The following is a 17,980-nucleotide window of genomic DNA, read 5'->3' on the forward strand; positions in this document are numbered from 1 at the left end:
AACCTCAGGAAATCTTGATCTTTTCGCGCCGCAGTTGGCGCACGATGGCGGCGTTGTCGAGTTCGCCGTCGCCGGCTGCCACGGCCGCGCGCATGAGCGCAGCGTGCGTCTGCGACAGCGGCAGGCCCTGGCCGTGCGTGGCAGCGGCGGCCAGCATCAGGTCCACGTCCTTCAGGTGCTGGCGGATGCGCGACTGCGGCGCGAAACGCTCCTCCACCATCATGCGGCCCTTGGCCTCGGCCGCGGCCGAGCGGGCCGGCGTGGCCAGCACCAGTTCCAGGAAGGCTGCGGGCGCGATGCCCAGTCGTTCGGCGAACACCATGCCCTCGGCCAGCACGGCGCGGTTCAGGCCCAGCACCAGGTTGGTGGCCAGCTTGGCGCGCGCGCCCATGCCGGCGCCGCCCACATGCACGCGGGTCTGCGAGATGGCAGAGAGCAGCGGTGTGGCGCGCTCGAAGGTTGCTGCATCGGTGCCGACCAGCATGGTCGCGGTGCCGGCGCCGATCTGTTCGCTGGAGCCGGAGAGCGGTGCTTCGACGAAAGCCACGCCGCGCGCGGCCAGGCGTTCGGACAGCGCTTGCAGCAATTCAGGGTCGCCGGTGGAGCAGTCGATCAGCAGCGAGGTCTGGGGCGCGGGGCCGGCGAGCAGGCTGTCCGCGCCCTCCACACTGTCGATCACACCGGCCGTGTCGAACACGGCCAGCAGGACGGTGGGGGATATGGCGCCGACCTCTTTCGCCGTTGAAGCGATCGCGAAGCCCTGGGCGGCGAAGGCCTCGCGCGCTTCGGCGCGGATGTCGTAGCCCAGCGTGGCGATGCCAGCCGCTTTCAGGCGTTGGGCGATGGCCTGGCCGACGAGGCCGAGGCCGATGAGGCCGACGGGGTGTTGGTCGTGGTCCATGTCATTGATCCCTGGCGCTCAAGGCAGTCGGGCGCGGAGGTCGTGCGTGGGCCGAGGCCACCGGGTAGCTTTCTCCGCGAATGTCCCCCGGCCTGGCGGCCTCCTCCTTGATTTCGCTGCGAAAGCCACCCGATACCCTCGACCCAGGAAGCATCGCGTCGTGCCGGCTGATCAACCGGAGCGCTGAAGGACCGCGACGATGGTGTGCTCTACGCAGCGAAATCAAGGAGGAGGCCGCGCCGGCCGCAGGCCGGCGCGGCCGGGGGACATTCGCTTCGTTCCGTCCACCGTCGGCGTGGTCGCGCCCAAGAGCGTGGCCCGTTGCCATCACAACGAAGCCCCACCGCAAACCCGAATGTCCTGCCCCGTAATGGCCGCCGCAGCAGGCGACAAAAGAAACCCCACCAGCGCCGCAATCTCCTCGGGCTCGATCAAGCGCCCCATGGGAGGCAGCTTGGGCTTCTCAGCCTGGCGAGCGGGGTCGGCCAGCATCCCCGTGCGCGTAGCCGCAGGCGATACCACGTTGACCGTCACGCCACGCGCCACCACCTCGGCCGCCCAGCTGCGCGCCAGCGCGACCATCGCGGCCTTCGTGGCTGCGTACTGGCTGCGGCCTGCGACGCCAGAGGCCACGCGGCTTCCGATCAGCACCACACGGCCCTGACCAGCAGCGGCCATGGCGGGAACCAGATGGTTGGCGATGCGGCTGAGCGCGTCCACGTGCAAGGCCCACATGCGTTGGCCGTCGGCAGCGTCAAGGCCGCCGAGCGGTGCCACGCGCATCACACCGGCTGCGTGGACCAGGGCTTGCGCGCCCACGGCCGCACGGCTTGCCACCTCGGTGGCGTCGGCGTCGGCCAGATCGACAGTGACCGGCGTGAAGCCCGCGTGCACGATGCTGGCCGGCGTGCGATCAAAGCCGGTCACCGCCCAGCCCTGCGCGAGCAAGGTCCTCGCAATCGCCGCGCCGATGCCAGCGCTGCTGCCGGTCACGACCGCGCGCATCTCACTCGGGCTTGATGTTGGCATCGGCGATCGTCTTGAACGCACGTGCCGTGTCGTCCTTCTGGAAGCGCGCGAACTCGTCCGGCGTGCCACCGCCGAGCAGGATGCCCTGCGACGTGAGCCGCTCCTTCATCTCGCCGGCCAGCGCCTTGTTGACCTCGGCGTTGAGTTTCTGCACCACGTCGGCCGGCAGCTTGGCCGGGCCCCACAGCCCATACCAGCTGTAGAACTCGTAGCCCGGGATCGTCTCGCCCACCGTGGGCACTTCGGGCAGCGTGGGCAGCCGCGTCTTGGACGTGACGGCGATGATCTTCAACATGCCGCTCTTGTAGAAGGATGTCGCGCCCAGCACCGGGTCCACGAAGCCGGCAATCTGGCCGCCCACCAGGTCCTGGTAGGCCGGGGCCGAGCCCTTGTACGGCACGATCTGCAGGTTCAGGCCGGCGCTGCTCTTGAGCAGTTCGGTCGAGAAATGCCCGGCCGAGGCGATGGAGCCCACTGCGAAGCTGAGCTTGCCGGGATTGGCCTTGGCATGCGAGACCAGCGACTTCACGTCGGTGATCGGCAGGTCCTTGTTCACCGAGACCGACAGCGGCGCCTTGGCCACCAGCGCGATGGGCGTGAAGTCGGTGAGCGGGTCGTAGGGCGGCGTCTTCAGGAAGTGCGTGGACGTAGTGAACGTGGACGCGTTGAACAGCAGCGTGTAGCCGTCGGCCGGGGCCTTGGCCACGTTGTTCGATCCGATGGTGGCGTTGCCGCCCGGGCGGTTGTCCACGATGAAGCTCTGGCCGGTCTGCTCGCCGAGCTTTTGCGCGAGCAAACGGCCCACGGTGTCCAGCGTGCCGCCGGGCGGAAACGGGATGATGACCCGCACCGGCTTGTTGGGGTAGTCACTGGCCAGCGCGGCCGTGAAGGGAAGGGCCAGGGCAAGGGCCGCCAGGGCCCGGCGCGAAACGTCGTGCATCGTGTGTCTCCTCAAAAGCGGGCCGGTGATGGCCCGCGGGTTTCAATCCAGGCCGTGTACGGCCAGCAGCGCGCGCATGCGCTGCACGGCCAGCTCGGGCTTTTCCAGCACGTTGGCCGCATCGGCCAGGCGGAACAGTTCGGCGAAGTGCTGCAGCGAGCGGGTGCTCTGCTGGCCGCCGACCATGGTGAAGTGCTTCTGGTGGCCGTTGAGCCAGGCCATGAACACCACGCCCGTCTTGTAGAAGCGCGTGGGCGCCGCAAAGATGTGGCGCGACAGCGGCACCGTGGGGCCCAGGATGGCGTGGAACTCGTCGAGCTTGCCCTCGGCCAGCTTGCCCAGGGCGGCGCTGGCGGCCGGCGCGATCGCGTCGAAGATGCCCAGCAGCGCGTCGCTCTGGCCGTGCAGCGGCTGCTCGCCCCAGCCGTCGCCCGCGATCAGCTCGGCGTAGTTGAAGTCGTCGCCCGTGTACATGCGCACGCCCGCGGGCAGGCGCCGGCGCATGGCGATTTCCTTGTCCTTGTCGAGCAGCGAGATCTTGATGCCGTCGACCTTGGTCGGGTTCGCGGCGATGACGGCCAGGGCCGTGTCCATCGCGGCGTCCACGTCGTCGGTGCCCCAGTAGCCGGCGAGGGCCGGGTCGAACATGGGGCCGAGCCAGTGCAGCACCACGGGCTGTTTGACCTGCGACAGGATGCGGCCGTACACGCGCTCGTAGTCGGCCGGGCTCTTGGCCACGCGCGCCAGCGCGCGGCTGGCCATGATGATGAGCTTGCCGCCCAGCTTCTCGATGGCGGCCATCTGCTCTTCGTAGCCGCGGATCACGTCGTCCACGCTTTTCACGGCGTCGATGTCCAGGTGGTCCGTGCCGCAGCCGGAGGCGACGATGGCGCCCGGGTGGTCCTTGGCGGCGTCCAGCGAGCGGCGGATCAGCTCCAGCGAGGTCGGCCAGTCCAGGCCCATGCCGCGCTGCGCCGTGTCCATGGCCTCGGCCACGCCCAGGCCCAGCGACCACAGGTGCTGGCGGTAGGCGATGGTGGTGTCCCAGTCGATGGCGGCGGTCAGCCACGGGTCGACCGCGGCCAGCGGGTCTGCGACCACGTGGGCGGCCGAGTACGCGATGCGGTTGAACTGTGTGCCGGCGGCCGGGCGCGCCAGCGGCGTGCCGCGCAGCGCGTAGGGCGCGATGCCGGTGGCGGTGGGGAGGTTGAGCGACAAGGCCATGGCGCGTTCCTCAGACCGTCAGCGAGGGCACGTCGACCCAGCGGCGTTCCTTGTGCGATTGCAGCGCGGCCTCGACCAGCTGCACACCCTTGGCGCCTTCGGGCAGCGTCCAGGCATAGGGCGCGTCTTCGACCACGTGGCGGATGAAGTGCTCCCACTGGATCTTGAAACCGTTGTCGTAGACCATGGAATCGGGCACTTCCTGCCATTGGTCGAAGAAGTTCATGGTCTGCTTGACGTCGGGGTTCCACACCGGGCGCGGCGTGTTCACGCGGCTTTGCGCGCGGCAGTCCGAGAGGCCCGCCACGGCCGAGCCGTGCGTGCCGTCCACATGGAAGGTCACCAGGTCGTCGCGGCGCACGCGCGTGGCCCAGCTCATGTTGAGTTGCGCGACCACGGGCTCGCCGTTGTGGCCCTTAAGTTCGCAGGTGGCGTAGGCCGCGTCGTCGGCGGTGGCCGTGTAGGGCTTGCCGGCTTCGTCCCAGCGCTTGGGGATGTGGGTGGCGGCCAGGCACGAGACCGACTGCACCTCGCCGAACAGGTTGTCCAGCACATAGCGCCAGTGGCACATCATGTCCAGGATCATGCCGCCGCCGTCTTCGCTGCGGTAATTCCAGCTCGGGCGCTGGATGGGCTGCAGGTCGCCCTCGAACACCCAGTAGCCGAACTCCAGGCGCACGCTGAGCATGCGGCCGAAGAAGTCGGCGCGGCGCAGCATGTCCAGCTTGCGCAGGCCGGGCAGGAACAGCTTGTCCTGCACGGCGCCGTGCTTGAGGCCCGACTTGTTGGCCACCTTGGCGATGTCCAGCGCCTCGGCCAGCGTGGTGGCAATGGGCTTTTCGCAGTAGACATGCTTGCCGGCGCGCAGGGCCTGGGCCAGCAGCGTGGGGCGCATTTGCGTGGTGCCGGCGTCGAAGAACACCGTGTCGTCCTTGTTGGCCAGCGCCGCTTCGAGGTTGGTGCCCCAGCGCTCGATGCCGTGCGCGCGGGCCAGGGCCTCGATCTTCTCGGCGTTGCGGCCGATCAGGATGGGGTCGGGCATGACCTTGTCGCCGTTGGAGAGCGTCACGCCGCCCTGGGCGCGGATCGCGACGATGGAGCGGATCAGGTGCTGGTTCATGCCCATGCGGCCGGTGACACCGTGCATGATCAGGCCGAGACGTTGGGTAGCCATATCAGAAGTCCTGCAAAACGTGGAGGTGGAGGGGTGGCGGCTTACTGCGCGGGCGTGAGGCCGGCGGCTTTCACGAGCTTCGCGTTGGCGGCGATCTCGGTCTTGATGTAGGCGTCGAACTCTTCGGGCTTGAGCGTCCAGGCGTCGGCGCCCAGCTTCAGGAAGCGTTCCTTGACCTCGGGGCTGGCAAGCGCCTTGACGACCTCGTCGTGCAGCCGGTTCACGATGTCGCGCGGCGTCTTGGCTGGGGCCATCATGCCGATCCAGAAGTTGAACTCAGAGCCCGGCACGCCGCCTTCGGCCGTGGTCGGCACGTCGGGCAGCGCGCTGGCGCGCTTGGGCGAGCCCACGGCCAGGGCCAGCAACTGGCCTTCCTTGATCTGGCCGATGACGGGTGCGATCGGCGAGAAGTAGTAGTCCACGCGGCCGGCCAGTACTTCGGTCACGGCCTCGGCCGAGCCCTTGAACGGGATGTTGGTCGCGTCGATGTGCGCGGCCATCTTGAACTTCTCGGCGTTCAGGTGCGTGGCGCTGCCCTGGCCGGCGGAGGCGAAGTTCATCTGACCCGGGTTGGCCTTGGCCTTGGCTACCAGGTCCTGCACCGTCTTGATGCCCTTGGCCGGCGAGATCACCAGCACGTTGGGCGTGCTCGAGATCGGTGTGACGCCGGCGAAATCGGCCACGGTGTCGAACGGCAGCTTGGCGAAGGTGGATGGGCTCACCGTGTGCGACGACGAGTGGATCATGATGGTGTAGCCATCCGGCGCGGCCGTGGCCACGGCCTGCTGGCCGATGGTGCCGCTGGCGCCGCCGCGGTTGTCGACCACCAGCGTCTGGCCGAGGCTCTGGCCCATCTTGTCGGCAATCGCGCGCGCAATGATGTCGGTGGTGCTGCCGGCCGCGAAGGGCACGACCACGCGGATCGGCTTGTTCGGGTAGGCGTTCTGGGCGGCGGCGATCTGGGGCAGCAGGGCCGCGGCGGCCAGCGCGACGGCAAGGCGGGTCAAGGACATGGCAGGTCTCCGGAAGGTGGTTGTTTTCACCATTCGGTGAATTGTCGGATTCTAGGGAGGCTGACGTGCCCGCGTCAACGCGCGCCCGCTTTCAGCTTCTAAGTACATACCCTAGGACGACTTCGCACATGTGGGACAGGCGTTCGTGGAGCGCCTTGGGCGTCATGAGGTCGCGGCCGAACACCGCTGCCAGCGTGTGCTGGTTCGACAGGTAGAAGTACGCCATGCCGGCGATCGACACGTAGAGCTGCAGCGGGTCGACACCGCCGCGAAACAGGCCTTCGGCACGGCCACGCTCCAGGATCTCGGCCAGTGTGTCGATCAGCGGCGAGTTCATCTCGCGCACCTTCCCCGACTGCGCCAGATGCGTGCCGCGGTGCAGGTTTTCGCTGTTGAGCAGCGTCAGGAACTCGGGGTGGGCGAGGTAGTAGTCCCAGGTGAACTCGGTCAGCCGGCGCAGCGCCTGGGCCGGCGGCAGCTCGCTCAAGTGCAACTGCTTCTCGGCCTCGCGGATGTCCAGGTAGCTCTGCTCCAGCACGGCCAGGAACAGGCCGTCCTTGCTGTCGAAGTAGTAGTAGATGAGCCGCTTGTTGACGCCTGCGCGGTCGGCGATGCGGTCCACGCGGGCGCCCGCCAGGCCGTGGCGCGCGAACTCCTCGCGGGCGGAATCCAGGATGATGAGCTGCGAGCGGTCGGCATCGCGGGTGCGCGGCTCCAGGGGGGTGGGGGTGGCGCTCATGGGGCAAATAGTTAACTGAATGGTGAATAAAAGCAAGTGCCAGGGCCTGCGTCAGATAATGGCCGCCGTCTCACAACGCAGCTTCCCACAGGAATTCCATGAGCAAACAGATCGCAGGCCATTTGTTGGTGCAGTGTCTCGTCGAACAAGGTGTCAGCCACGTGTTCGGCGTGCCGGGCGAGAGTTATCTAGCGGCACTGGACGGCTTCCATGCCTATGGCGACCGCATCCAGTTCGTGATCAACCGGCAGGAGGGCGGGGCGGCCTTCATGGCAGAGGCGCATGGCAAGCTGACCGGCCGGCCGGGCGTGTGCTTCGTGACGCGCGGGCCAGGCGCGACCAACGCCTCGATCGGCGTGCACACGGCCTTCCAGGATTCCACGCCCATGGTGCTGTTCGTGGGCGACGTGGCCAGCGACTCGCGCGACCGCGAGGTGTTTCAGGAGGTCGACTACCAGAGCTTCTTCGGCCCCAGCACCAAGGGCTTCGCCAAGCGCGTGGAGCGCATCGACGACGCGCGGCGCATTCCGGAATACGTGGCGCGCGCCTTCGCCACGGCCATGAACGGCCGGCCCGGTCCGGTGGTGCTGGTGCTGCCAGAGGACATGCTGGTGCAGGAGGTCGACGTGGCGCCGCTGGCCCGCGTCGAGCCGGTGCAGGCCTGGAGCGACCCGGGCGCGCTGCGCACGCTGCGCGAGATGCTGCTGGCGTCGAAGCAGCCCTTCGTGATCGCCGGTGGCAGCGGCTGGACGCCGCAGTCGGCCCAGGCGCTGCAGCGCTTCGCCGAGAACTGGAAGCTGCCCGTCGGCAACGCCTTCCGCTTCCAGGACACCTTCGACAACTGGCATCCGCTGTACGCGGGCGACGTGGGCATCGGCCTGAACCCCAAGCTGGCGCAGCGCATCAAGGACAGCGATCTCGTGATTGCCATCGGCCCGCGCCTGGGCGAGATGACCACGGGCGGCTACACGCTGCTGCAGGCGCCCAAGGCGAAGCAGAAGCTGGTGCACATCCATTCCAGCGCCGAGGAGCTGAACCGCGTCTACCAAGCCGACCTGGCGATCAACGCCACGATGAATGCGGCCGCGCGTTCGCTGGAGGTGCTGACCGCGCCGACCGAACTGCCCTGGGAGGAGTGGGCGCGCGCCGCCAACGCCGACTACGTGGAGAACCTGCAGCCGCAGGCGCTGCCGGGCGACATCGACATGCCGGCCATCATCGGCCTGCTGCAAAAGCACCTGCCAGACGACGCAGTGGTGACCAACGGCGCAGGCAACTTCGCAAGCTGGATGCACCGCTTCTTCCGCCACCACGGCCTGGCCAAGGGCCACAAGACGCAGTTGGCGCCGACCAATGGCGCCATGGGCTACGGCGTGCCGGCGGCCATCGCGGCGGCGATCACGACCGGCCGTACGGCGTTCACGATTGCGGGCGACGGCGATTTCATGATGAACGGGCAGGAGCTGGCCACGGCTATGCAATGCGGCGCCAAGAGCATCGTGCTGCTGCTCAACAACGGCATGTTCGGCACCATCCGCATGCACCAGGAGCGCGAGTACCCGCGCAAGGTCAGCGGCACGGCGTTGGCCAACCCCGATTTCGTGAAGCTGGCCCAGGCCTACGGCTATGCGGGCGTGCGCATCACGGCGACGGCCGAGTTCGAGGCGCAACTGCTGGCAGCGCTGGAGCGGCCCGAGGGCACGCTGATCGAGGTGGTGCTGGACCCGGAGGTCATCACCACGCGCGGCACGCTCACGGCCATCACGCAAGCTGCGTTGAACAAGGCCGGCCAGGCATAGCGCAGACGTGAAAAAGGCCGGGAGTGCCGGCCTTTGGATCGACAGCTGGTGCCGTCTTACTTCAGGTGCTTGCCGATCAGGCCAGCCATTTCGAACATGGACACCTGGGCCTTGCCGAAGACTTCCTTCAGCTTGGGGTCGGCGTTGATCATGCGCTTGTTGACGGCGTCCTGCAGCTTGTTCTTCTTGATGTAGACCCACAGCTTGCTGACCACTTCGGTGCGCGGCAGGGGCGTTGCGCCCACGACGGCAGCCAGGGGGCCGCTGGGGGTCAGTGCCTTCATGAAGGCGGCGTTGACGGCGCGCTTCTTGGCGGGCGCTGCCTTCTTGGCCGGAGCTGCAGCCTTCTTTGCAGGTGCTGCCGTCTTTGCAGGTGCAGCGGCCTTCTTGGCCGGGGCTGCCTTCTTTGCCGGAGCGGCAGCCGCCTTCTTGGCCGGAGCCGCCTTCTTTGCCGGTGCCGCTTTCGCCGGCGCTTTCTTCGCAGTTGCCATGATGAATTTCCTTTTTTGGTGTTGACTCTTCACCAGCGAAAGATTGCTTCCTCACTGGCAGAGCGGATGCTAATGGAGAAGAAACGCGTTTCCAAGGGGAAACGGAGCTTTTTTCTCTCTGGAGACACGCTGTTTCTCCTCTGGAGCGCGCCCCTTAGTGCCATGTGTTGCGGGGCCTGTGCATCGCGCGTACCCATGCACGCCGCGACCTGGTGTGAAGACGCCAGGCGCGCAAGGTGGACGGCGAGCGCGCTTTGGCACCAGGAGGATCTTCGTGCGCAAAAGGGATCAGTCTGAAATATCTTGATCCATCGATTTAAACTTGCCAGCTGCTTTGATCCATGAAAGCCGTTTGAATGTTCGCAGAAGCCCATGCGCTCGATGACTATGACGACAGGATCCTCGCGGAACTGCAGCGTGATGCCCGCATGACCATGGCCGAGCTCGGGCGACGTGTGCATCTGAGCCAGCCTGCGGTGACGGAGCGCGTGCGAAAGCTTGAGATCGCCGGCGTGATCAAAGCCTACCGTGCCGAGATCGATCTGTCGCGTCTTGGCTACGGAATCCGCGCGCTGGTGCGCGTTGGGCGCGCCGAGTACGCCCGCGTGGTCAAGCTGATCGAGCAGACGCCGGAGGTCATCAACGCGTTCAACGTCACCGGTGAAGACAGCTGGGTGCTGGAGATCGCGGTGATCGACGTCGCGCATCTGGACGCAGTCGTCAGCAAGTTCTGCCTGCTGGCCGACACCTCGACCTCGATCGTGCTCAATGCGCCGCGCGAGAACGCGCCCGTGCTACCGGCGCGGCAGGAGAACGTGCGGCCGGCGGCGCACCGGCTCACAGCGCGTTGATGTCGCGCCGGCCAGGCATGGTGGCCAGCGCCACGCCCACGAGAGCAAAAGCGAGTGCGAGGATCTGCAGCAAGCCCATGGTCTCGCCGAGCGCCATCACCCCGACCAGTGCTGCACTCACTGGCAGCAAGACGGTGAAGACGCCAGCCTGGGCTGCCGGGATGGACTTCAGGCCTGTCATCCAGAGCCATACCGTCCAGACGCTGGCCGCCAGCGCATAGAAGACCAGCAGCATCCAGGAGCTCGGCGACACGGCGCCGAAGTCGAATGACGCAGCCAGGTACAGGCCGAAGGGCGTAGCCAGCACGAGGCCCCACAGGTTGATCAAGGCGCTGATGCGCTTGGGGCCGAGAGTGCCGGTCAGCTTCTTGCCGATCACGGCATAGGCGGCCTCGCACAGCACGGCGCCGAACAGTAGCAGGTGCCCCAGTACGGCATGGGTTTGCGCGGCCTCGGATGGCCTATGCGCGGGAGCGGACAGACCCAGCAGCCCGATGCCGGACACGGCGCAGGCGACCGCCGCCCAGACGCGTGGGCCGATGCGCTCGCGCAGCAGGGCCCAGCTCGCCACGGCGACCGCGGCGGGGATCGCGGCCATGACAACGCCAGCCGACACGGCGCTGGTCATGCTGACGCCGTAGACCATGCAGATGGAGAACAGGAAGTTGCCCAGGAAAGACTCGAGGAACACCAGGCGGCGCACCGACGAGGCCATGGGCGGCTCGCCAGCCGGCTTGCGCAGCCAGGGCAGCATGGCGATGGCCGCGATGCCGAAGCGCAGCCAGGCCAGCAGCAGAACGGGAAACGCTGCGGCCAATGGCTTGGACAGCGCCACGTACGAGCCGACCAGGGCCATGCTCAGGCCCAGGCAGGCACAGGCGGCAAGTCGGCTGAGAGCGGGGTTCAATAGACTCATGTTTTGTCTTGCAGGGAGCCGACCATCATGCCCCACGCCAATGCAGGCCCAGACGAGGCCGAGCGCCACGTGTTCGTCTACGGCACGCTGCGCCGCGGCGGCAGCAACGACATCACGCGGCTGAGGCCGGCACCGCGATTGGTTGGTGCCGCCGTGGTCGCCGGCGCGCTGTACGACTTCGGCGCCTATCCGGGCCTGGTGCTGGGTGGAGAGGGGATGGTGATTGGCGAGGTCTATGCGATCGAGGAGGCGCTGGAGCGCGTGCTCGACGTGATCGAGGGCATCGGTCCAAGGCCAGTCGGCAAGTACATCCGGCGTGAGGTCGCGGTTGTGGTCGATGGGCGTCGCCTGCGCTGCCTGGTCTACGAAGTCGACCCGCTCTATCTGTCAGTGCAGCAGGTGCCTCGGATCGCGCGGGGCGATTGGCTGGCGTGGAGTGCGTAAAGCTTGTGTTGGGACTTGCTGCACTGCACTGCGCTATCGAAAAAGTGTTTTCGCATGATGGAAGGTTGGAGGGGTTGCGCTGCAGCCCCACATTTTGCGATGCCGATTTTGCTCCTGTATTGTGAAAACAGATGCATATATTATTGATTTAGAAGTAAAAAATTTTTGTCTTATATAAGACTGTTGAAGGCTCTCATGTCTTATAGAAGACTTAGAATTTGGCCATCCAAGCGCTCGCTGCAATGCAGCACAAGCTGCTGGAGCCCCTTCAATCACCAACGGAGTAGTCCATGCCCCAATCCTTGTCCGAACAATTGAGCCGTGAACAGCAGATCGCCGCCCTCGAAAAAGACTGGGCCACCAATCCCCGCTGGAAGGGTGTGAAGCGCGGTTACAGCGCTGCCGATGTCGTGCGTCTGCGCGGCTCGTTCCCGATCGAGCACACGCTCGCACGCCGCGGCGCAGAAAAGCTCTGGGACAAGATCAACGGTGGCGCCAAGAAGGGCTATGTGAACGCCTTCGGTGCGATCTCCGCAGGCCAGGCCATGCAGCAGGCCAAAGCCGGCCTGGAAGCCGTGTACCTGTCGGGCTGGCAAGTCGCCGCCGACGGAAACACCTCCGAGAACATGTACCCCGACCAGTCGCTGTACGCCTACGACTCGGTGCCCACCATGGTCCGCCGCATCAACAACACGTTCAAGCGCGCCGACGAAATCCAGTGGGGCCGTGGCATCGAGCCGGGCAGCAAGGAGTTCATCGATTACTTCCTGCCTGTGGTCGCAGACGCGGAGGCAGGATTCGGCGGCGTGCTGAACGCCTTCGAACTCATGAAGAACATGATTGCCGCCGGCGCGGCCGGTGTGCATTTCGAAGACCAGCTGGCTGCCGTGAAGAAGTGTGGCCACATGGGCGGCAAGGTGCTAGTGCCCACGCATGAAGCCTGCGAGAAACTGATCTCGGCGCGCTTTGCTGCCGACGTCATGGGTGTCTCCACCATCGTGCTGGCTCGCACCGATGCGGAAGCCGCCAACCTGATCACGTCCGACCACGACGCAAACGACAAGCCCTTCCTGACCGGCGAGCGTACGCAGGAAGGCTTTTACCGCGTCAAGAACGGCTTGGAGCAAGCCATCAGCCGCGGCGTGGCCTACGCGCCGTACGCTGACCTGGTGTGGTGCGAAACAGGCGTGCCTGACATCGGCTTTGCCCGCGAGTTCGCGCAAGCCGTGCACGCCGCCTGCCCTGGCAAGCTGCTGTCGTACAACTGCTCGCCCTCCTTCAACTGGAAAAAGAACCTGGACGACAAGCAGATCGCCTCGTTCCAGGAAGACCTGTCGGCCCTGGGCTACAAGTACCAGTTCATCACGCTGGCGGGCATCCACATCAACTGGTTCAACACGTTCCAGTTCGCTCACGCCTATGCTCGCGGCGAAGGCATGAAGCACTATGTCGACATGGTGCAAGAGCCCGAGTTCGCGGCCCGCGACAAGGGCTACACCTTCGTGTCGCACCAGCAGGAAGTCGGCGCCGGCTACTTCGACGATGTGACCACCGTGATCCAGGGCGGCTCGTCCAGCGTCAAGGCGCTGACCGGTTCGACCGAGGAAGAGCAATTCCACTGATCGGTTGAGTGCAAGGCCCCGGCAGTTCTTCTGCTGGGGCCTTTTTCTTTTGCGAAGCTAAAATGCGGGCTTTGCTGCAACGAACAAGGGCGAGAAAGGCATGCTGGTTATGACACCGCGAACTACCAGGGGGATCCCCACCGGCCGCTGAGGCCGCATGTTCGCGCCTGCCTGCATCTCTCCAGACCAAAAGCGCGGACACCTCCGCGCTTTTGTTTTTCTGGCACACCTTTCATCCGCTCTCCACGGGTTCCCACATGATCCACATCACGCTTCCGGACGGCTCGCAGCGCGAGTTTCCCGGCCCGGTCTCGGTCGCCGAGGTCGCGGCCTCCATTGGCTCCGGCCTAGCCAAGGCGGCACTGGCCGGCAAGATCGACGGCAAGGTCGTCGACACCAGCCATGTCATCGCGGCCGACAGCCCGCTGTCCATCGTGACGGCCAAGGACGCCGACGGCCTGGACGTGATCCGGCATTCGACGGCGCATTTGCTGGCCTATGCGGTGAAAGAGCTGTTCCCAGAGGCGCAGGTGACGATCGGCCCGGTGATCGAGCACGGCTTCTATTACGACTTCTCGTACAAGCGCCCGTTCACGCCGGAAGATCTGGCCGCAATCGAGAAGAAGATGGCCGAACTCGCGGCCAAGGACGAGACCGTGACGCGCCGCGTGCTTCCGCGCGACGAGGCCGTGGCGTACTTCAAAAGCCTGGGCGAGCACTACAAGGCGGAGATCATCGCCAGCATCCCGGCCAACGAAGATGTGTCGCTGTACCGCGAAGGCAAATTCGAAGACCTGTGCCGTGGCCCGCATGTCCCCAGCACGGGCAAGCTGCGTTTCTTCAAGCTGATGAAAGTTGCGGGAGCCTACTGGCGCGGCGACCACCGCAACGAGATGCTGCAACGCATTTACGGCACGGCCTGGGCCAGCAAGGACGAACTGCAGCAGTACCTGACGATGCTGGAAGAAGCCGAGAAGCGTGACCACCGTAAGCTGGGCCGCGAGCTGGACCTGTTCCATCTCGACGAATACGCGCCCGGCATGGTGTTCTGGCACCCCAAGGGCTGGACGCTGTGGCAGGAGGTCGAGCAGTACATGCGCCGCGTGTACCGCGACAACGGCTACCAGGAGGTCAAGGGGCCGCAGATCCTCGACAAGGCCTTGTGGGAGAAGACGGGTCACTGGGATAAGTACCGCGAGAACATGTTCATCACGGAATCGGAAAAGCGCGACTACGCGCTCAAGCCGATGAATTGCCCCGGACACATTTTGATCTTCAAGCAGGGCATCAAGAGCTACCGCGACCTACCGCTGCGGTTCGGCGAGTTCGGCCAGTGCCATCGCAACGAGCCCACGGGAGGGCTGCACGGCATCATGCGTGTGCGCGGCTTTACGCAGGACGACGGCCACATCTTCTGCACTGAAAACATGATCCAGAGTGAAGTGGCGGCCTTCACGACGCTGCTGCAAAAGGTCTACAAGGACTTCGGCTTCACGGAAATCCTCTACAAGCTGTCCACGCGCCCCGAGAAACGCATCGGCACCGAGGAAAGCTGGGACAAGGCCGAAGCCGCGTTGGCCGAAGGCCTGCGCGCATCGGGCTGCGAGTTCGAATATCTGCCGGGGGAGGGCGCGTTTTACGGCCCCAAGATCGAATACGTGCTGAAGGACGCGCTTGGGCGCCAATGGCAGTGCGGCACGATGCAGGTCGATCCGAACTTGCCGGAGCGTCTGGATGCCGAGTTCGTCGGCGAAGATGGCGCGCGCCATCGCCCCGTGATGCTGCACCGCGCGATCGTCGGCAGCCTGGAGCGTTTTATCGGGATTCTGATCGAGCAGCATGCCGGCGCACTGCCTGCCTGGCTCGCGCCAAAGCAGGTTGCTGTGCTCTGTATCACCGACGCGCAGGCGGAATACTGTCGCGAACTTGCCAAAACGCTGGTGGATCAAGGGCTTAGGGTGGAGCTTGATCTGCGCAACGAGAAGATTACCCGTAAAATACGCGAGCATTCGATGCAAAAGCTTCCCTATATCCTCGTCGTTGGTGACAAGGAGCGCGAAGCAGGTGCCGTCGCAGTGCGTGCCCGAGGCAATGTCGATCTCGGTGTGATGCCGCTTCAAGACTTCCAGTCGAGAATTGCCAGCGACATCGCTTCCAAGGCTTGAAGTTCGGATCTCCAAAGATCTTGATCCTGCCGTGGCCCGCGCGCATGTTGCGGTTTTAGCTATTTAATGGATAGCGCTTGATGTTGAAGGATTTGAGCCATCGCTACTGATTTTCGTGACCGTCGTCACCGCGAAGAACGCAAACACCGCCTGAACCGTGAAATCATGGCGCCCGAAGTCCGTTTGTCGGGCCCGGAGAATGAGCCTTTGGGCATCGTCAGCCTGATGGAGGCTCTGCGCATGGCCGGGGAGTTGGACGTCGACTTGGTGGAGATCGTGGCCACGGCCAATCCGCCGGTGTGCCGTCTGATGGACTACGGCAAGTTCAAGTACCAGGAACAGAAGAAGGCGGCCGACGCGAAGGCGAAGCAGACGGTCATCGAAATCAAGGAAGTCAAATTCCGGCCTGGTACTGACGACGGCGACTACAACATCAAGATGCGCAACATCAAGCGTTTCCTGGCGGACGGCGACAAGTGCAAGATCACCTTGCGTTTCCGCGGCCGCGAGATCACGCACCAGGAAATCGGCATGGCGCTGCTGCAGCGCATCCGCAATGACCTGCAGGATCTGATCATCGTCGAGCAGTTTCCGAAGCTGGAAGGTCGGCAGATGATCATGATGATCGCGCCGGCCAAGAAGAAGCCGGCTGCGAAGCCGGCAGCGGAGGCCGCGCCGGCAGCAGCTTCCTGATGCAGGCGGTTTGAGATTTGCGAAGCACGGGTCGGTCACCTGTGCGTCGTGATGGCGAGGGGCGCAAGCCCTTCGCCGATTGGGAGCCTGAGAGGCTTCCATGACAGAAGTGGCTCGGGGCCAACAAGTCCGGGATCGGTTTCCGGCGCCTCACGAGCACAAACAAGAAGGAGCATGCACATGCCCAAAATGAAGACCAAGAGCAGCGCGAAGAAACGCTTTCGCGTTCGTCCCGGTGGCACCGTCAAGCGGGGTCAAGCCTTCAAGCGTCACATCCTGACCAAGAAGACCACCAAGAACAAGCGCCATCTGCGTGGTGCGGTTGCTGTGCACGAGACCAACATGGCCTCGGTTGCGCAAATGCTGCCCGGCCGTGGTATCTGATCTCAAGACGAACAAGGAGTAATACATGCCTCGCGTCAAACGTGGTGTAACCGCCCGTGCCCGTCACAAGAAAGTTCTGACCCTCGCCAAGGGTTTCCGCGGTCGTCGCGGCAATGTCTTCCGCATCGCCAAGCAGGCGGTGATGAAGGCCGGCCAATACGCCTACCGGGACCGTCGGACCCGCAAGCGGGTGTTCCGTCAGCTGTGGATCGCCCGTATCAACGCGGCTGCACGTGAACTGGGCCTGACCTACAGCCAGTTCGCCAACGGCCTCAAGAAGGCGTCGATCGAGATCGACCGCAAGGTGCTGGCCGATATCGCCGTGCACGACAAGCTGGCTTTTGCCGGCATCGTCGAGCAGGTCAAGGCCAAGCTGGCGGCCTGAGTTAGCAAGCGCTTCGACCTGCGAGGGTCGAAGCTGCTTCGCATCGGCTCAGGACATCGGAGGCCGAGACTTCCCACGAAGTCTCGGCCTTTTTTCTTTTGCCACGAGTTTCTATGAACGATTTGGATGCCATCGTCGCGCAGGCGCAAGCTGAGCTGAGCACTGCAGCCACGCCGGCCGACCTCGAGAACGCCAAGGCCCGTTTCCTCGGCAAGTCCGGCCGCATCACCGAGTTGATGAAGGGCATGGGCGCGCTCAGCGTGGACGAGAAGAAGACGCGTGGCGCTGCGATCAACCAGGCCAAGCAGGCCATCGAAGCTGCACTGAATGCATCGCGGCAGGCCCTGGCCAATGCCGAACTGGCACTGCAGCTGAAGGCCGAGGCGCTGGACGTGAGCCTGCCGGGTCGCCAGCGCGGCGCAGGCGGCCTGCACCCGGTCTCGCGCACGCTGGAGCGCATCGAGGCCATCTTCGCCAGCATGGGTTTCGATGTGGCCGACGGGCCTGAGATCGAGAGCGACTGGCACAGCTTCACCTCGCTGAACAACCCGCCGAACCACCCCGCGCGTTCGATGCAGGACACGTTCTACGTGGACATCCAGGGCGAGGACGGCATCGCCTACAACCTGCGGCCCCACACCAGCCCCATGCAGGTGCGTTATGCACATCAGCACGTGGCCCGGCACGCGGCAGCGTTTGCGGCCGCGGCAGCCGACACTACCGGCACGCTGAAGGCGCCGGAGATTCGCGTGATCGCGCCCGGCCGTACCTACCGCATCGACAGCGATGCCACGCACTCGCCGATGTTCCATCAATGCGAAGGCCTGTGGCTGGGCGAGAACGTGAGCTTCAAGGACCTGAAGGTCGTGTTCACCGATTTCTGCCGCCGCTTCTTCGAGAGCGATGACCTCGTGCTGCGGTTCCGGCCGAGCTTCTTTCCATTCACCGAGCCCAGCGCCGAAGTCGACATCCAGTTCCAGAGCGGCCCGCTGGCTGGCCGTTGGCTTGAAGTCGCCGGTTCCGGCCAGGTGCACCCGAACGTCGTGCGCAACATGGGGCTGGACCCTGAGCGCGTGATCGGCTTTGCCTTTGGCATGGGCCCCGACCGACTGACCATGCTGCGCTACGGTGTGAGCGACCTGCGCCAGTTCTTCGACGGGGACCTGCGCTTCCTGTCGCAGTTCCAGTAATCCGCCGTCAGCCGATCGAA

18 protein-coding genes are annotated in these 17,980 nt (G+C 65.1%); 9 read left to right on the top strand and 9 right to left on the bottom strand.

What is annotated here, in order from left to right; genetic code table 11:
* Positions 1-4: 4 nt before the first annotated feature.
* The 7 genes from ASF43_RS15085 to ASF43_RS15115 form a co-directional block, all read right to left on the bottom strand.
* Positions 5-901, bottom strand: coding sequence for an NAD(P)-dependent oxidoreductase (locus ASF43_RS15085; protein ID WP_056182518.1), 897 nt, complete (start codon positions 899-901; stop codon positions 5-7).
* A gap of 327 nt (positions 902-1,228) precedes the next feature.
* On the bottom strand, positions 1,229-1,930 hold the full coding sequence (locus tag ASF43_RS15090; RefSeq protein WP_056182521.1) for an SDR family NAD(P)-dependent oxidoreductase: 702 nt from the start codon (positions 1,928-1,930) through the stop codon (positions 1,229-1,231).
* Positions 1,908-2,870, bottom strand: a complete 963-nt coding sequence (locus ASF43_RS15095; RefSeq protein WP_056182523.1) for a tripartite tricarboxylate transporter substrate binding protein — start codon at positions 2,868-2,870, stop codon at positions 1,908-1,910. Before ASF43_RS15095 ends, ASF43_RS15090 begins: the two co-directional genes overlap by 23 nt.
* A 42-nt stretch (positions 2,871-2,912) precedes the next feature.
* Positions 2,913-4,094 (bottom strand): dihydrodipicolinate synthase family protein, encoded by a 1,182-nt coding sequence (locus ASF43_RS15100; protein WP_056182526.1) that lies wholly within the window; start codon positions 4,092-4,094, stop codon positions 2,913-2,915.
* A gap of 10 nt (positions 4,095-4,104) precedes the next feature.
* Positions 4,105-5,268, bottom strand: a complete 1,164-nt coding sequence (locus ASF43_RS15105; RefSeq protein WP_056182529.1) for a Gfo/Idh/MocA family protein — start codon at positions 5,266-5,268, stop codon at positions 4,105-4,107.
* A 41-nt stretch (positions 5,269-5,309) separates the two neighbouring features.
* The gene (locus ASF43_RS15110; protein ID WP_056182532.1) at positions 5,310-6,281 is read right to left on the bottom strand and encodes a tripartite tricarboxylate transporter substrate binding protein; all 972 of its coding nucleotides are present in this window, start codon (positions 6,279-6,281) and stop codon (positions 5,310-5,312) included.
* Positions 6,282-6,372: 91 nt separating this feature from the next.
* Positions 6,373-7,020, bottom strand: coding sequence for a TetR/AcrR family transcriptional regulator (locus tag ASF43_RS15115; RefSeq protein ID WP_056182535.1), 648 nt, complete (start codon positions 7,018-7,020; stop codon positions 6,373-6,375).
* Between the two features lie 98 nt (positions 7,021-7,118).
* On the opposite strand from ASF43_RS15115, the gene ASF43_RS15120 reads away from it, so the two are divergent.
* Positions 7,119-8,819, top strand: coding sequence for a thiamine pyrophosphate-binding protein (locus ASF43_RS15120; RefSeq protein WP_056182539.1), 1,701 nt, complete (start codon positions 7,119-7,121; stop codon positions 8,817-8,819).
* A gap of 56 nt (positions 8,820-8,875) precedes the next feature.
* Here the strand turns inward: ASF43_RS15120 and ASF43_RS15125 are convergent, their stop codons facing one another.
* Entirely contained in the window at positions 8,876-9,310 is a 435-nt protein-coding gene (locus ASF43_RS15125) for an SWIB/MDM2 domain-containing protein (RefSeq protein WP_056182542.1), read from the bottom strand.
* A gap of 356 nt (positions 9,311-9,666) precedes the next feature.
* On the opposite strand from ASF43_RS15125, the gene ASF43_RS15130 reads away from it, so the two are divergent.
* Positions 9,667-10,161 carry an Lrp/AsnC family transcriptional regulator gene (locus tag ASF43_RS15130; RefSeq protein ID WP_056182544.1) on the top strand — a complete coding sequence of 165 codons (495 nt, stop codon included), beginning with the start codon at positions 9,667-9,669 and terminating at the stop codon, positions 10,159-10,161.
* Here ASF43_RS15130 and ASF43_RS15135 read toward each other — a convergent pair.
* The gene (locus ASF43_RS15135; protein ID WP_056182547.1) at positions 10,148-11,077 is read right to left on the bottom strand and encodes a DMT family transporter; all 930 of its coding nucleotides are present in this window, start codon (positions 11,075-11,077) and stop codon (positions 10,148-10,150) included. The genes ASF43_RS15130 and ASF43_RS15135 overlap by 14 nt on opposite strands.
* Before the next feature lie 27 nt (positions 11,078-11,104).
* On the opposite strand from ASF43_RS15135, the gene ASF43_RS15140 reads away from it, so the two are divergent.
* From ASF43_RS15140 to pheS, 7 genes are all read left to right on the top strand, one after another.
* A complete protein-coding gene (locus ASF43_RS15140; protein ID WP_056182550.1) occupies positions 11,105-11,521 on the top strand; it encodes a gamma-glutamylcyclotransferase in 417 nt (138 codons plus the stop codon).
* A gap of 290 nt (positions 11,522-11,811) precedes the next feature.
* The gene (aceA, locus tag ASF43_RS15145) at positions 11,812-13,143 is read left to right on the top strand and encodes an isocitrate lyase (RefSeq protein ID WP_056182553.1); all 1,332 of its coding nucleotides are present in this window, start codon (positions 11,812-11,814) and stop codon (positions 13,141-13,143) included.
* 257 nt (positions 13,144-13,400) lie between these two features.
* Positions 13,401-15,308, top strand: coding sequence for a threonine--tRNA ligase (gene thrS / locus ASF43_RS15150; RefSeq protein ID WP_056182555.1), 1,908 nt, complete (start codon positions 13,401-13,403; stop codon positions 15,306-15,308).
* Positions 15,309-15,407: 99 nt separating this feature from the next.
* Positions 15,408-16,001 (top strand): translation initiation factor IF-3, encoded by a 594-nt coding sequence (infC, locus tag ASF43_RS15155; RefSeq protein ID WP_082497871.1) that lies wholly within the window; start codon positions 15,408-15,410, stop codon positions 15,999-16,001.
* A 180-nt stretch (positions 16,002-16,181) separates the two neighbouring features.
* Positions 16,182-16,385: a 50S ribosomal protein L35 gene (rpmI, locus tag ASF43_RS15160; RefSeq protein WP_056183445.1), complete on the top strand. Its 204-nt coding sequence runs from the start codon at positions 16,182-16,184 to the stop codon at positions 16,383-16,385.
* A 25-nt stretch (positions 16,386-16,410) separates the two neighbouring features.
* Positions 16,411-16,770: a 50S ribosomal protein L20 gene (gene rplT / locus ASF43_RS15165; RefSeq protein ID WP_056182563.1), complete on the top strand. Its 360-nt coding sequence runs from the start codon at positions 16,411-16,413 to the stop codon at positions 16,768-16,770.
* A 113-nt stretch (positions 16,771-16,883) separates the two neighbouring features.
* Positions 16,884-17,960 (top strand): phenylalanine--tRNA ligase subunit alpha, encoded by a 1,077-nt coding sequence (gene pheS / locus ASF43_RS15170; RefSeq protein ID WP_056182567.1) that lies wholly within the window; start codon positions 16,884-16,886, stop codon positions 17,958-17,960.
* The last annotated feature ends 20 nt before the right edge of the window (positions 17,961-17,980 follow it).

The sequence above is a fragment of the Pseudorhodoferax sp. Leaf267 genome (genome assembly GCF_001422405.1).
Lineage (GTDB): Bacteria > Pseudomonadota > Gammaproteobacteria > Burkholderiales > Burkholderiaceae_C > Pseudorhodoferax.